Origin of the sequence: Salmonella sp. K21076, assembly GCF_039650795.1 — a bacterium.
Taxonomy (GTDB): Bacteria; Pseudomonadota; Gammaproteobacteria; order Enterobacterales; family Enterobacteriaceae; genus Salmonella; species Salmonella enterica.
Map to the genome: position 1 here is coordinate 74,239 of NZ_JBCLYA010000045.1, position 15,257 is coordinate 89,495.

Here is a 15,257-nt window from a genome sequence, read left to right on the forward strand (position 1 = left end):
TTAAGAGAAAATAATGCCCGTTTGCAGGACAGTGGAAAAGAGCGGAATAAAAACAATGTCTGTAGATCGTTTTACATCAGCCTGAACGGTAGGCCGGATAAGCGTGAGCACCATCCGGCATGGCGGATATTAAGCGGGTTCAACCGGTAAATCGGTACGCGCGCCCCATTCGCTCCACGCGCCGTCGTAAAGCGTGACGTCAGGCACATCCAGCGTGGCGAGTGCCAGCACCACGACCGCGGCCGTCACGCCGGAACCGCAACTGGCGATAATCGGTCTGTCGAAACTCACGCCGTGGCTGAAAAAAACCTCATTCAGTTCGTCAGTGGTCTTTAATTCGCCCTCATACACCAGTTCCGTCCACGGGACGTTTAGCGCGCCAGGAATGTGTCCGCGTCTCAGTCCCGGACGCGGTTCATCAGCCTGAGCGTTAAAACGCGCCGCCGGACGCGCGTCGACGATTTGCGCGGTTTTTTCATGGCTTGCCAGCAATACGTCGGTGAGACGCACCACGGCTTGCGGCGTGAATTTCGCCTCAAACTCGCCTCCTTCATGCGCTTCTTCGCCTTCGCGCAATAGCCATTCGTCGCGCTGCCAGCCCGCCAGTCCGCCCGCCAGAATGGACACTTTCTCGGCACCGAACGTGCGCAGCATCCACCATGCTCGCGGAGCGGAGAACAGATTGCCTTCATCGTATATGACCAGGTGTTTATCCTGGCGAACACCCAGTTCACGCATGGCCACCGCAAACGCTTCCGGGCGCGGCATCATATGCGGCAGCGGCGATGCGCGATCGGAAAGCGCTTCAATATCAAAAAACAGCGCGCCGGGAATATGTCCGGCGCGATATTCGCCCGCCATATCACGATGTTCCTGTCCTGGTGGCGCCATACGGGCGTCAAGAATCTGTATTTCCGGATCATCAATATGTTCGGCAAGCCAGTCGGCGGCGACAAAAAAGGCGGTGGTCATGGGCATCTCCATTGTTACCTGATTATGGTCAAATTGTCGGACGTTTCCCGAAAAGGGACAAGTAGAAGAGGCTGTTTTGGCTGGCGAAACCACATTTCTGCGTAAAATTTTCGCGTCATCACAGTAATACGGACTTACACAATAAAATTTCTCGCGCATAATATCTCATCAACCGTTGCTGACAGGCCGTTAAGGCCAGGGATGAAAGATGAAACATTTACGCGTGGTGGCCTGCATGATCATGCTGGCGCTGGCGGGATGCGATAACAACGATAAAACCGCCCCGACGACTAAAAGCGAAGCGCCAGCCGTAGCGCAGCCCTCGCCCGCGCAAGACCCGTCACAGCTACAAAAGCTGGCGCAGCAAAGCCAGGGCAAAGCGCTCACGCTATTAGACGCCTCCGAAGCGCAGCTCGACGGCGCGGCGACGCTGGTGCTGACGTTTTCAATTCCTTTAGATCCTGAACAGGATTTCTCCCGTGTGGTTCACGTGGTTGATAAGAAAAGCGGCAGCGTTGACGGCGCATGGGAGCTGGCGCCAAATTTAAAAGAGCTAAGGTTACGTCATCTGGAACCTGAGCGCGTGCTGGTGGTCACGGTTGATCCCGCCGTTAAAGCGCTGAATAACGCCACCTTCGGCAAGTCTTATGAAAAAACGATTACCACGCGTGATGTCCAGCCCAGCGTCGGCTTTGCCAGCCGGGGATCGCTGCTACCGGGGAAAATAGCGGAAGGACTGCCGGTCATGGCGCTTAACGTCAACCACGTTGATGTGAACTTTTTCCGCGTTAAGCCCGGATCGCTGGCGTCGTTTGTCAGCCAGTGGGAGTACCGTAGTTCCCTCTCTAACTGGGAATCCGACAATCTGCTGAAAATGGCGGATCTGGTTTATACCGGTCGTTTTGATCTTAATCCGGCGCGTAATACGCGTGAGAAACTGCTGCTGCCATTAAGCGATATTAAGCCGCTGCAACAGGCGGGCGTATATGTGGCGGTAATGAATCAGGCTGGACACTACAACTATAGTAATGCCGCTACGTTGTTTACCCTTAGCGATATCGGCGTGTCCGCGCACCGTTACCATAGTCGGCTGGATATCTTTACGCAAAGCCTGGAAAACGGCGCGGCGCAGTCGGGAATTGAGATCGTTCTTCTGAATGATAAAGGGCAGACGCTGGCGCAGGCGACGAGCGACGCGCAGGGACATGTGCAACTGGAGGCTGATAAAGCGGCGGCGCTATTACTGGCGCGTAAAGAGGGGCAGACCACGCTGCTCGATCTCACGCTTCCGGCTCTGGATCTGTCGGAGTTTAATGTCGCTGGCGCGCCCGGCTACAGCAAGCAGTTCTTTATGTTCGGCCCACGCGATCTCTACCGACCGGGCGAAACGGTTATCCTCAACGGATTACTGCGCGATAGCGACGGTAAAACGCTGCCCGATCAACCCGTTAAGCTGGAAGTGGTAAAACCAGACGGACAAGTGATGCGTACCGTCGTCAGCCAGCCGGAAAACGGACTATACCGTTTGAATTATCCGCTGGATATCAACGCGCCGACCGGCTTGTGGCATGTCCGCGCCAACACCGGCGATAATTTGCTGCGGAGTTGGGATTTCCACGTGGAAGACTTTATGCCGGAGCGGATGGCGCTCAACCTGACGGCGCAAAAAACACCGCTGGCGCCTGCGGATGAGGTGAAATTCTCCGTTGTCGGCTATTACTTGTATGGCGCCCCTGCTAACGGCAATACCCTGCAAGGGCAACTTTTCCTGCGTCCGCTGCGCGACGCTGTCGCGGCGTTGCCTGGCTTCCAGTTCGGCAATATTGCCGAAGAGAATCTTTCGCGCAGCCTGGACGAAGTTCAACTGACGTTGGATAAAGGCGGACGTGGTGAAGTGAGTGCTGCCAGCCAGTGGCAAGAAGCGCATTCGCCGTTGCAGGTAATTCTACAGGCCAGCCTGCTGGAGTCTGGCGGTCGTCCGGTCACTCGTCGCGTAGAGCAGGCGATTTGGCCTGCCGATACGTTACCGGGAATTCGTCCACAGTTCGCCGCCAAAGCGGTATACGACTACCGTACGGATACCACCGTTAATCAACCGATTGTCGACGAAGACAGCAACGCCGCATTCGATATTGTTTACGCCAACGCGCAGGGCGAGAAAAAAGCGGTGTCCGGTTTACAGGTGCGGCTCATCCGCGAGCGTCGCGACTATTACTGGAACTGGTCGGAAAGCGAAGGCTGGCAGTCGCAGTTTGATCAAAAGGATCTGGTGGAGGGCGAGCAGACGCTGGATCTGAACGCGGATGAAACCGGAAAAGTCAGCTTCCCGGTGGAATGGGGCGCGTACCGTCTGGAGGTCAAAGCGCCGAATGAGACGGTCAGCAGCGTTCGTTTCTGGGCCGGCTATAGCTGGCAGGATAACAGCGACGGTAGCGGCGCGGCGCGTCCGGATCGCGTCACCCTCAAACTGGATAAAGCGAATTATCGTCCAGGCGACACCATGAAATTGCATATCGCCGCGCCGGTCGCCGGTAAAGGTTATGCCATGGTGGAGTCCAGCGATGGTCCGCTGTGGTGGCAGGCGATCGACGTGCCGGCGCAGGGGCTGGAGCTCACGATTCCGGTGGATAAAACCTGGAATCGCCACGATCTCTATCTCAGTACGCTGGTGGTGCGTCCCGGCGATAAATCTCGTTCCGCGACGCCAAAACGCGCCGTGGGGTTACTACATCTACCGCTGGGGGATGACAACCGCCGCCTCGATCTGGCGCTGGAAAGCCCGGCTAAAATGCGCCCGAATCAGCCGCTCACCGTCAGGGTGAAAGCCAGCGTTAAACACGGCGAAATGCCAAAACAGATCAACGTGCTGGTCTCCGCGGTCGATAGCGGTGTATTGAATATCACCGATTACGCGACGCCGGACCCGTGGCAGGCGTTCTTCGGTCAAAAACGCTACGGTGCGGATATCTACGATATTTACGGCCAGGTCATTGAAGGGCAGGGGCGGCTGGCGGCGTTGCGTTTTGGCGGCGATGGCGACGACCTTACGCGCGGCGGAAAACCGCCGGTAAACCATGCCAATATCATCGCGCAGCAGGCGCAGCCGATCACGCTCAATGAGCAGGGCGAAGGGGTCGTAACGCTGCCGATTGGCGACTTTAACGGCGAACTGCGGGTTATGGCGCAGGCATGGACAGCGGACGATTTTGGTCGCGGCGAAAGCAAAGTCGTTGTCGCCGCGCCAGTGATTGCCGAGCTGAATATGCCGCGTTTTCTGGCGGGAGGGGATGTTTCGCGACTGGTGCTGGACGTCACCAATCTGACCGACCGCCCGCAGACGCTGAATATTGCGCTCGCCGCCAGTGGGTTACTGGAACTGCTTAGTCAACAGCCGCAACCGGTCAACCTGGCGCCGGGCGTGCGCACCACCTTATTCGTTCCGGTACGCGCGCTGGAAGGTTTTGGCGAAGGCGAAATCCAGGCGACCATTAGCGGTCTGAATCTGCCGGGAGAAACCCTCGGCGCGCAGCATAAGCAGTGGCAAATCGGCGTGCGTCCGGCCTGGCCTGCCCAAACGGTAAATAGCGGCATTGCGCTGGCGCCGGGAGAGAGCTGGCATGTACCAGAGCAGCATCTGGCAAACGTCTCGCCAGCCACGTTACAGGGACAACTGCTGTTAAGCGGAAAACCGCCGCTCAATCTGGCGCGCTACATTCGCGAGCTGAAAGCATATCCGTACGGGTGCCTGGAACAAACCACCAGCGGGTTATTCCCGGCGCTGTATACCAATGCCGCTCAATTGCAGTCGCTCGGTATTACCGGCGATAGCGATGAAAAACGGCGCGCCGCGGTGGATATCGGCATCTCCCGCATACTACAGATGCAGCGTGATAACGGCGGTTTTGCGCTATGGGATGAAAATGGGGCGGAAGAGCCCTGGCTAACGGCCTACGCGATGGATTTCCTCATTCGCGCGGGCGAGCAGGGATATAGCGTCCCGCCGGAGGCCATTAACCGGGGCAATGAGCGACTGCTGCGCTATCTGCAGGATCCCGGTACGATGCTGATTCGTTATAGCGATAATACCCAGGCCAGTACTTTTGCCGCTCAGGCTTACGCCGCGCTGGTACTGGCGCGTCAGCAGAAAGCGCCGCTCGGCGCGCTGCGCGAAATCTGGGAGCGCCGTAGTCAGGCGGCTTCAGGACTGCCGCTGATGCAATTGGGCATCGCGTTAAACACGATGGGTGATGCCAGACGCGGCGAAGAGGCCATTACGCTGGCTCTGAATACGCCGCGTCAGGACGAACGGCAATGGATAGCGGATTACGGCAGTTCTCTGCGCGATAACGCTCTGATGTTGTCGTTACTGGAAGAGAACAACCTCAGACCGGACGCGCAAAACGCGCTATTAAGCTCGCTTTCTGAGCAGGCCTTCGGTCAGCGCTGGCTCTCTACCCAGGAGAACAATGCCTTGTTCCTCGCCGCGCATTCGCGACAGGCCAGCGCGGGCGCCTGGCAGGCGCAGACCTCGTTAGAGGCGCAGCCGCTGTCGGGCGACAAGGCGCTGACCCGTAATCTGGATGCTGATCAGCTGGCCGCCCTTGAGGTGACGAACACCGGTAGCCAGCCGCTATGGCTGCGTCTGGATAGCAGCGGCTATCCCTCATCTGCGCCTGAGCCTGCCAGCAACGTTTTGCAGATTGAACGACAAATACTGGGGACCGATGGTCAGCGCAAATCGCTGTCCTCGTTGCGTAGCGGCGAACTGGTGCTGGTCTGGTTAACGGTAGTGGCCGATCGCAATGTGCCGGATGCGCTGGTGGTGGACCTGCTCCCGGCCGGGCTGGAGCTGGAAAACCAGAATCTGGCTGACAGCAGCGCCAGCCTGCCGGAGAGCGGTAGCGAAGTGCAAAATCTGCTTAATCAGATGCAGCAGGCGGATATTCAGTATATGGAATTCCGCGACGATCGGTTTGTGGCTGCCGTCGTTGTCAATGAGGGCCAGCCCGTGACGCTGGTCTACCTGGCGCGCGCGGTAACGCCGGGGACGTACCAGCTTGCGCAACCGCAGGTGGAATCGATGTACGCGCCTCAGTGGCGGGCAACCGGCGCGAGCGAGGGACTGCTGATTGTGACGCCTTAAATGAACGGTTGGCGTGGTAAACGTGGCCGCTGGCTGTGGCTGGCGGGCGCGCCGCTTTTTATTTTCCTGGCGTTATGGGCAGCGGATAAACTCTGGCCGCTGCCGCTCAATGAGGTCCATCCTGCGCGGGTCGTGGTCGCCCATGACGGTACGCCGCTGTGGCGCTTTGCCGACGCCGGGGGGATCTGGCGTTATCCGGTGACGATTGAAGAGGTCTCTCCCCGTTACCTGGAGGCCTTAATCAATTACGAAGATCGCTGGTTCTGGCAGCACCCTGGCGTTAACCCTTTTTCCGTCGCGCGCGCGGCATGGCAGGATCTTACCGCCGGGCGCGTTATTTCCGGCGGCAGTACGCTGACTATGCAGGTGGCGAGACTTCTGGACCCGCATTCGCGCACGTTCGGCGGTAAAATCCGCCAGCTTTGGCGCGCCCTCCAGCTTGAATGGCATTTGTCCAAGCGCGATATCCTGACGTTGTACCTGAACCGCGCGCCGTTCGGCGGCACGCTACAGGGTATTGGCGCTGCAAGCTGGGCCTACTTCGGCAAGCCGCCCGCGCGCCTGAGCTACGCTGACGCGGCGCTGCTGGCCGTATTGCCGCAGGCGCCGAGCCGGTTACGCCCCGACCGATGGCCTACGAGAGCCGAAGCGGCACGGAATAAAGTGCTGGATCGGATGGCGGAGCAGGGCGTCTGGCCTGCCGAAACGGTACGCGAGTCGCGTGAAGAGCCGGTCTGGCTGGCGCCGCGTCAAATGCCGCAACTGGCGCCGCTTTTTGCCCGAATGATGTTGAGTAAAAGCCGGAGCGACAAAATTGTGACCACGCTGGACGCCGGGTTGCAGCGGCAACTGGAAGATCTGGCGCGGGCATGGAAAGGGCGGCTGCCTGCACGCAGTTCATTGGCGATGATCGTCGTCGATCATACCGATATGAGCGTGCGCGGCTGGGTAGGATCGGTAGACCTTAATGACGACAGCCGTTTTGGTCATGTCGACATGGTAACGGCGATCCGATCGCCGGGATCGGTACTCAAACCCTTTGTGTATGGTCTGGCGCTGGATGACGGCTTGATCCATCCCGCATCACTATTACAGGACGTTCCGCGCCGCACCGGAGATTACCGCCCGGGAAACTTCGATAGCGGATTTCACGGCCCGGTTAGCATGAGCGACGCGCTGGTACGCTCGCTGAATCTGCCTGCCGTTCAGGTGCTTGAAGCCTATGGGCCGAAACGATTTGCGGCAAAACTGCGTAACGTCGGCCTGCCGCTATATTTGCCTGCTGGCGCGGCGCCCAATCTTTCGCTGATTCTGGGCGGCGCGGGCGCGCGGCTTGACGAGATGGCGGCGGCATACAGCGCGTTCGCTCGTCATGGGAAAGCGGCGAAACTACGGTTACAGCCGGACGATCCGCTGTCGGAAAGACCATTAATGTCGCCGGGAGCGGCGTGGATCATTCGACGGATTATGGCGGATGAAGCGCAACCCTTGCCGGATAACGCGCTGCCGCGCATTGTGCCGTTGGCGTGGAAAACCGGCACCAGCTACGGCTATCGCGATGCGTGGGCTATTGGCGTTAACGCGCGCTATATCATCGGCATCTGGACAGGCAGACCCGACGGCACGCCTGTGGTGGGGCAATTTGGTTTTGCCAGCGCGGTGCCATTGCTTAACCAGGTCAATAATCTGTTACTGGCGCATACGGGACGCCTGCCGGAAGATCCGCGTCCGCAGACGGTAAGCCGCGGCGTCATTTGCTGGCCGGGCGGACAGACTCTGCCTGCCGGGAACAGCAACTGTCGCCGCCGACTGGCGACATGGCTGCTTGACGACAGCCAGCCGCCCACGCTGCTGTTACCTGAGCAGGAAGACATCAACGGTATTCGTTTCCCGGTCTGGCTGGATGATACGGGGCGGCGTGTCGCTGCCGACTGTCCGCAGGCGCGTGCGCATACGTTTATCGTCTGGCCGCGGCCGCTGGAGCCGTGGCTGCCGCCTGCGGAAAGACGTAGCGCCCGCTTGCCCGCGGCGTCCGACCACTGTCCGCCGCTACAGGGCAATGATGCCGCGCCGTTAATGCTGTCAGGAGTGAGGGATGGCGCGGTGATCAGGCAATTGCCAGGCCAGGAAAACGTCACGCTGCCCGTCTCGACTACCGGCGGCAAAGGGCGTCGCTGGTGGTTTTTAAATGGCGAACCTGTTAATGGCGAAAATAATCGCCTTTCTTTATTACTCAATATCGCTGGACGTTATCAACTTGTCGTAATGGATGAGTCCGGTCAGGTTGCAGCGGTTAATTTTGAATTAATACGTTAACCATTCTCCAAAATAGATTATCAATTCCTTTTAATTTAAGCTTAATGATAATTGTTAATTATTACTGGATCATACATAACCGGAGAGCTTGATAAATATCAAGAGAACCAACGCATAAAAACGTGAGAATGGGTTTTTATTTGACGAGTCGGATCATGAAAAATATAAAAAGCCAGGGAAATGGCGAACAGCCCGCTATTTCTCGCCGCCATTTTATCCAGGCCAGCTCCGCGCTTATTGAGTTACCGTTTGTCTCCTCGCCAGCTACCGCTCAGGCGCGCGCTGTGACGGCAACTGAAAACAGGCCTGCGGAAAAAGTCGTTCAGACATGCAGCACTTTTGACTGCGGGGGCAAATGCGATATTCGGGCGCATGTCAGTGACGGTATCGTGACGCGAATTTCAACGCGACCGGATAACGCGCTGGATGCGCAAATGCCGGTGATGCGTGCCTGTGTTCGTGGACGAGCATACCGTAAATTTGTTTATCATCCTGACAGACTTAAATATCCCATGAAGCGCGTAGGAAAACGCGGTGAAGGAAAGTTCGAGCGAATTTCCTGGGATGAAGCGACAACCTTAATCGCCGATAATTTAAAATCGATTACTGAAAAATATGGCCCGGCTTCGCGCTATGTTCATGTTGGTACCGCCGTTTCCGGCGGCACCTTTTCCGGCGATAAAATGGCGCGTCGCCTGCTGAATCTTACCGGCGGCTATCTCGAAAGCTACCATTCGGTGAGTATGGGCAACACGGTGGCCGCGACGCCTTATACTTACGGCATTGCCGCCAGCGGCAGTTCGCTGGATACGCTTTTGGACACCAAACTGGTGATTCTGTGGGGCCATAACCCGACGGAGACCATTTTTGGTCATACCAACTATTTCTTGCAGAAGATGAAGCAGAACGGTACGCGGTTTATCGTGGTTGATCCGCGCTATTCCGACACCGTTTCGTCGCTGGCGGATCAGTGGATCCCGCTGCTGCCCACCACCGACAATGCGCTGATGGACGCGATGATGTACGTCATCATCAGCGAGAATCTGTACGATCGTGCATTTATTGCGCGCTACGCTATCGGTTTTGACGAAGACTCAATGCCGGAAGGCGTACCGGCTAACGAATCGCTGGTGGCATATCTGACCGGCGCCAAAGACGGTGTCGTTAAGTCTCCCGAGTGGGCGGAAAAGATCACCCATGTGCCGGCGCAAACCATTCGCCAGTTAGCGCGTGATTACGCGAAGACCAAACCTGCCGCGTTGATTCAGGGGCGGGGCCACAGCGCCACAACTGCGGCGAGCGCACCGCGCGCGGCTCGACTCTACTGGCGACCATTACCGGTAATGTCGGCATCAAAGGCGGTTGGGCTGCGGGTTACGGCGGCTGCGCTAACCGTAAATTTGCCGCGGGTCCGGAGATGCCGGATAACCCGGTAAAAGCCAAAATTTCGGTGATGAACTGGGTGCAGGCCGCAGACGACGCCAGCAAAGTGACGCCGGATATGGGGCTGAAAGATGCCGATAAGCTGGACAGTAACATCCGTATTCTGTTCTCGCTGGCCGGGAACTATCTGGCGAATCAGAACCCCGATCTGCACCAGGCGGTACGCGTACTGGAGGATGAATCAAAGATCCAGTTTATTGTCGCCAGCGATCTGTTTATGACGCCGAGCGCGAAATACGCCGATCTACTGCTGCCGGAAACCAGCTTTATGGAACGTTGGAACATCGGTGAAACTTGGGGCACGGCAAGCTACCTGATACTCTCTGAAAAACTGATCGAGCCTGAATTTGAGCGTCGCTCCGACTACGACTGGCTACGTGAGGTGGCGGCGAAATTAGGCATTGAGAATGAATTTAGCCAGGGGCGCGATGAGAAAGCGTGGATTGAACACATCTGGGAACAGACGCGCCTGGCGATGCCGGACGAAAATCTGCCGGATTTTGCCACACTGCAAAAGACCCGTCAGCATCTGTTCAAAAGCGCGCCATTTATCGCCTTTGAAGACAATATTCGCGATCCGGACAATCATCCGTTCCCGACGCCGTCAGGGAAAATAGAGGTCTTCTCGAAGCGCCTGTACGACATGCAGCATCCGGAAATCCCGGCGTTGTCGCACTACGTTCCCGCGCATGAAGGCCCGGAGGATGCGCTGGTGAAAGATTTTCCGCTCCAGTTAATTACGTGGAAAGGAAAAAACCGCGCCAACTCAACGCAATACGCTAACCCGTGGCTGATTGAAGTGCAGCAGCAGACATTGTGGATCAACCCGCAGGATGCGCAAACGCGCGGCATTACGCATGGCGACATGGTGCGCATTCATAACTCACGCGGAATTTGCGAAATCCCGGCGGAAGTGACGCCGCGCATTATTCCCGGCGTTGTCGCGATGCAGGCTGGCGCCTGGTGGCAGCCGGATGAGAACGGTATTGATAAAGGCGGCTGCGCGAACGTCCTCAGCTCGGCCCGTATTACCGCCCTGGCGAAGGGAAATTCACATCAAACCATGCTGGTGGAGGTGGCAAAAGCATGAGCCAGTTTACACATTACCCGCCGGTGAGCGATAAACAACTGGGATTTTTCATCGACTCCTCACGCTGCTCCGGTTGTAAAGCCTGCCAGGTGGCCTGCAAAGACAAAAACAATCTGGAAGTAGGCCGTCGTTTCCGCCGCGTCTATGAAGTCAAGGGCGGAAGTTTCATCCCGACCGGGCAGGGCGGGGTCAGCAATAACGTATTTGCTTATACGCTTTCTATTTCCTGCAACCACTGTGCGGATCCTGTCTGCACCAAAAATTGCCCGACTACCGCTATGCATAAACGCCCAGGTGACGGCATTGTGCGCGTTGATACCGACAAATGCGTCGGCTGTGGCTATTGCGCCTGGTCCTGCCCTTATGGCGCGCCGCAGCTTAACGAGCAGACCGGCCAAATGTCCAAGTGCGACATGTGCGTTGATTTACTGGCGAAAGGTGAATCGCCCGGCTGTGTCGCGACCTGTCCGCTGGAGGCCATCAAGTTTGGCCCGATTGATGAACTGCGCGCGAAGTACGGTAGCGTATGCGACGTTAACGGGCTGCCAGATTCATCCATAACCAAACCTAATCTGGTTGTCAAAGCGCATCAGGGCGCAGAAAAAGAGGGTAAACGCCATGCATGAGTTACCGCTGCTGATTTTTACGCTCTGTTTGCAAGGGTCCGTGGGCGTGACTCTGTGGCTGGCGCTGGGCCGTCAGTACGCCGTAGAGGGACGCGTACCTGCGCGCGGCGCGCTTCCCGCGATGGCGGGGGCGTTTGTACTGGCCTGCGTGGGGCTGCTTGCTTCAGCGCTGCACATGGGCTATCCCCTGAATGCGCTAAACGCGTTACGTCATGTCGCCAGTTCGTGGCTGAGTCGCGAAATCGTCTTTGCCAGCCTTTATCTGGCGGCGCTGGGGCTGGGGGTTGTGCTGCTGTTTTTCCGAAAGCCTGGCTGGCAGCCGCTGCTGGCGCTGGCGGCAGCGTTCGGGCTGGTGGATGTATTCTGCATGGCGCAGGTTTATATCCATGCCTCGGTGGCGACCTGGCAGCATAGCAACACGCTGGCGCTGTTCTTTGGCACGTCAGGCATTATCGGCTCGGTAGTCATTGCGCTGGCTTATCTGCGCAACGCTGGCGCCGCAATGCGCTGCGCTGTGGTGGTGGTCGCACTGATGGTGCTGATTCGCCTGATCATGCAGCCGCTATGGTTGGCGGATATTAATGCAGTGGATACGACGGTCGTCACTTTCCCGCATCATCCGCTACAGGCGCTGGCGCAGTTGCGCGACATCTATCTTCTCGGCTGGTGTGTCTCAGCGGCGGGAATGCTCTGCTTTGCCGCAGGCGGTCTGCGAAACGCCAGAGGGACGCTGGTGGCGGGCAGCGTATTGCTGCTTATCGGCGAGATTATGCTGCGCTACGTCTTCTTTAGTATTGGCTGATGGTTAACCTGACGATCGATCCGGCGGTAGACGTGACGCAGGCCTGCGTCCGTCGTCGCTTTCGTTTTTCTTCCTGCCGCGCTTGCACTGATGTTTGTCCGGCGCAGGTGTTTTCGCTGGCGCAGGGGCAGGTCAGCATAGATACGACGCGCTGCATAGCCTGTGGCGACTGTCTGTTTGTCTGTCCTGTTGACGCCATTACCGATATCAAACCGGTTAAACGCTTTGTGCAGGGGGATACGTTGGTGGGGCCGTTTTCGCTACAGGCGCCAACGGTCGATGAACTGCTTCTCTGGCACAGCCAGTACGGTATTCGCTTTATTGATATTGCGGTGGAGCGATCGGCGCAGTGGCTGATGGCGTTGGCGGGGCTAAATTTAGCGCTGCGCCGCTACGGCGAGCCGGGCTGGTCTTTCAAACACGTTGTCGGCGCGGAAATTAATGCCTCGCGGCGCACTCTGTTTCATGTTCCGCGCGACGCCATTACCCCGTGCGCCGTCGAGCCGGGGAAACGGCGTCTCAGACAGGCGTTTTCCGCGTTCAGCGAATGCGTACCCGAAATCAGTCCGCAAGAGTGCAGGATGTGCGGCGCCTGCTGGCGAAGCTGCCCGGAAAACGTTATCCAGTTTGACGACGACACGCTGACGATAGCGGCGGCGCGTTGTACGGGATGCGGCGGCTGTGCGGCGGTATGTCCGCATCAGGCGCTGCGGCTGCGGTTTGACGTGGAACCCGCCTCAACGCGGCATAGTGCGGTGCATACGCTCACCTGCGAAAGCTGCAAACGTACTTTCCATGCTCTCACGCCTGAACACACGCACTGCGTGCTGTGTCAGTCCCCTGAGTTTGCTGTGCGCCTTTAACTTTTGTTGCTAATGCTCATTTTATTTTAAAAAAATGTTACCTGCATCCATAGGCAATTGATGGGATGCTCTTTATAATCCGCGCCTGACATAACAACAGAACATATTTCAGAGGTAAACATGGCTATTGAACGGACTTTTTCCATCATTAAACCCAACGCGGTGGCAAAAAACGTTATTGGCAGCATCTTTGCGCGCTTTGAAGCTGCAGGGTTCAAAATTGTTGGCACTAAAATGCTGCACCTGACCGTTGAGCAGGCGCGCGGCTTCTATGCTGAGCACGACGGCAAGCCGTTCTTTGACGGTCTGGTGGAGTTCATGACCTCTGGCCCTATCGTGGTATCCGTGCTGGAAAGTGAAAATGCGGTACAGCGTCATCGCGATCTGCTTGGTGCCACCAATCCGGCGAACGCGTTGGCGGGGACGCTGCGTGCTGATTACGCTGACAGCCTGACCGAAAATGGCACCCACGGTTCGGATTCGCTGGAATCCGCGCAGCGCGAAATCGCCTTTTTCTTCGGTGAAGGCGAAGTGTGCCCGCGCACCCGTTAATCTCCTTCGTCTTTCACGCTGTAAATGCGTTGGCGATAAATTATCGGTTCAAATATTATTTTTGCTAATGCCGCGTGCAGACGTGGCATCCTTACGCCAGAATTTGTACAATGCAGCGCCCCCGGACGAGCAGTAAGCTTACCGGGGCGTTTCTTTTTTCAACCCTCCAGGGGCCATAACGTGTAATAACGAGGCCGGAATAGCATATGTCTGAACAAATTGTCACACCTGAAAGCAGTACCCCGGTAGTTCTTAACAACGAAACAAAAATCAACCTGCTGGATCTAAACCGTCAGCAGATGCGCGAGTTTTTTAAAAACTTAGGTGAAAAACCTTTCCGCGCCGATCAGGTGATGAAATGGATGTATCACTATTGCTGCGATAATTTTGATGAGATGACCGACATCAACAAAGTGTTGCGCGGCAAATTAAAAGAGGTCGCGGAAATTCGCGCGCCGGAGGTCGTTGAAGAGCAGCGTTCTTCAGACGGCACCATCAAGTGGGCGATTGCTGTCGGCGATCAGCGCGTTGAAACGGTCTACATCCCGGAGGACGACCGCGCTACGCTGTGTGTCTCTTCACAGGTAGGGTGCGCGCTGGAGTGCAAATTTTGTTCAACTGCGCAGCAGGGCTTTAACCGCAACCTGCGCGTATCGGAAATTATCGGTCAGGTCTGGCGTGCGGCGAAAATCGTCGGCGCGGCCAAAGTCACCGGCCAGCGTCCGATCACCAACGTAGTCATGATGGGAATGGGCGAGCCATTGCTTAACCTGACCAATGTCGTACCGGCGATGGAAATTATGCTCGATGACTTTGGTTTCGGCCTGTCCAAACGTCGTGTCACGCTCTCAACGTCCGGCGTGGTGCCTGCGCTGGATAAACTGGGCGATATGATAGACGTCGCGCTGGCTATCTCCTTACATGCGCCGAATGACACTATTCGCGACGAAATCGTCCCGATCAACAAAAAATATAATATCGAAACGTTCCTGGGCGCGGTTCGCCGCTATCTGGAGAAATCCAACGCCAATCAGGGGCGCGTGACGATTGAATACGTGATGCTTGACCACGTTAACGACGGCACTGAACACGCGCATCAACTGGCGGAGCTACTAAAAGAGACGCCTTGTAAGATTAATCTGATTCCGTGGAACCCGTTCCCTGGCGCGCCGTATGGCCGCAGCTCTAACAGCCGTATCGATCGCTTTTCTAAAGTTTTGATGAGTTATGGTTTCACGACCATCGTACGCAAGACGCGTGGCGATGACATTGATGCGGCATGCGGACAGTTGGCAGGCGATGTGATTGACCGGACTAAACGTACTCTGCGTAAGCGTATGCAGGGAGAGGTGATTGACATCAAGGCTATTTGATAGCAGTTGCGCCACGGGGCATTCATTATACCGTGGCGCAATGTCAGTTGAATAATGTCTGGCGTTGTACTTGTCTG

The 15,257-nt window shown here is 56.9% G+C and carries 8 protein-coding genes and 1 pseudogene; 8 read left to right on the forward strand and 1 reads right to left on the reverse strand.

All coding sequences use genetic code 11. The annotated features are described in order from the left end of the window. Positions 1–129: 129 nt before the first annotated feature. Complete coding sequence (gene sseA, locus AAYN39_RS13260; RefSeq protein WP_000205251.1) at positions 130–972, reverse strand: 3-mercaptopyruvate sulfurtransferase; 843 nt, start codon at positions 970–972, stop codon at positions 130–132. A 208-nt stretch (positions 973–1,180) separates the two neighbouring features. On the opposite strand from sseA, the gene AAYN39_RS13265 reads away from it, so the two are divergent. The 8 genes and pseudogenes from AAYN39_RS13265 (at position 1,181) to AAYN39_RS13300 (ending at position 15,180) form a co-directional block, all read left to right on the forward strand. Further along, positions 1,181–6,115 (forward strand): alpha-2-macroglobulin, encoded by a 4,935-nt coding sequence (locus tag AAYN39_RS13265; protein WP_000681887.1) that lies wholly within the window; start codon positions 1,181–1,183, stop codon positions 6,113–6,115. Further along, a complete protein-coding gene (gene pbpC, locus AAYN39_RS13270; RefSeq protein ID WP_001014751.1) occupies positions 6,116–8,431 on the forward strand; it encodes a peptidoglycan glycosyltransferase PbpC in 2,316 nt (771 codons plus the stop codon). 155 nt (positions 8,432–8,586) lie between these two features. Beyond that, a pseudogene (locus tag AAYN39_RS13275) lies at positions 8,587–10,964 on the forward strand (DMSO/selenate family reductase complex A subunit). Beyond that, entirely contained in the window at positions 10,961–11,590 is a 630-nt protein-coding gene (locus tag AAYN39_RS13280) for a DMSO/selenate family reductase complex B subunit (RefSeq protein WP_000077439.1), read from the forward strand. Before AAYN39_RS13275 ends, AAYN39_RS13280 begins: the two are co-directional and overlap by 4 nt. Beyond that, positions 11,583–12,392: a dimethyl sulfoxide reductase anchor subunit family protein gene (locus AAYN39_RS13285; RefSeq protein ID WP_000544883.1), complete on the forward strand. Its 810-nt coding sequence runs from the start codon at positions 11,583–11,585 to the stop codon at positions 12,390–12,392. Before AAYN39_RS13280 ends, AAYN39_RS13285 begins: the two co-directional genes overlap by 8 nt. Continuing rightward, a complete protein-coding gene (locus tag AAYN39_RS13290) occupies positions 12,392–13,255 on the forward strand; it encodes a 4Fe-4S dicluster domain-containing protein (RefSeq protein ID WP_000247794.1) in 864 nt (287 codons plus the stop codon). The genes AAYN39_RS13285 and AAYN39_RS13290 overlap by 1 nt, the downstream gene beginning before the upstream one ends. Positions 13,256–13,375: 120 nt before the next feature. Further along, complete coding sequence (gene ndk, locus AAYN39_RS13295) at positions 13,376–13,807, forward strand: nucleoside-diphosphate kinase (protein WP_000963846.1); 432 nt, start codon at positions 13,376–13,378, stop codon at positions 13,805–13,807. Positions 13,808–14,013: 206 nt separating this feature from the next. Further along, the gene (locus tag AAYN39_RS13300) at positions 14,014–15,180 is read left to right on the forward strand and encodes a bifunctional tRNA (adenosine(37)-C2)-methyltransferase TrmG/ribosomal RNA large subunit methyltransferase RlmN (protein ID WP_000003206.1); all 1,167 of its coding nucleotides are present in this window, start codon (positions 14,014–14,016) and stop codon (positions 15,178–15,180) included. Positions 15,181–15,257: the final 77 nt, after the last annotated feature.

Bases quoted from the DNA above. Each gene is read 5' to 3' on its own strand.
- AAYN39_RS13285 (WP_000544883.1), top strand. From the start codon at position 11,583: ATGCATGAGTTACCGCTGCTGATTTTTACGCTCTGTTTGCAAGGGTCC.
- AAYN39_RS13265 (WP_000681887.1), top strand. From the start codon at position 1,181: ATGAAACATTTACGCGTGGTGGCCTGCATGATCATGCTGGCGCTGGCG.
- ndk (WP_000963846.1), top strand. From the start codon at position 13,376: ATGGCTATTGAACGGACTTTTTCCATCATTAAACCCAACGCGGTGGCA.
- AAYN39_RS13280 (WP_000077439.1), top strand. From the start codon at position 10,961: ATGAGCCAGTTTACACATTACCCGCCGGTGAGCGATAAACAACTGGGA.
- sseA (WP_000205251.1), bottom strand. From the start codon at position 972: ATGACCACCGCCTTTTTTGTCGCCGCCGACTGGCTTGCCGAACATATT.
- pbpC (WP_001014751.1), top strand. From the start codon at position 6,116: ATGAACGGTTGGCGTGGTAAACGTGGCCGCTGGCTGTGGCTGGCGGGC.
- AAYN39_RS13300 (WP_000003206.1), top strand. From the start codon at position 14,014: ATGTCTGAACAAATTGTCACACCTGAAAGCAGTACCCCGGTAGTTCTT.
- AAYN39_RS13290 (WP_000247794.1), top strand. From the start codon at position 12,392: ATGGTTAACCTGACGATCGATCCGGCGGTAGACGTGACGCAGGCCTGC.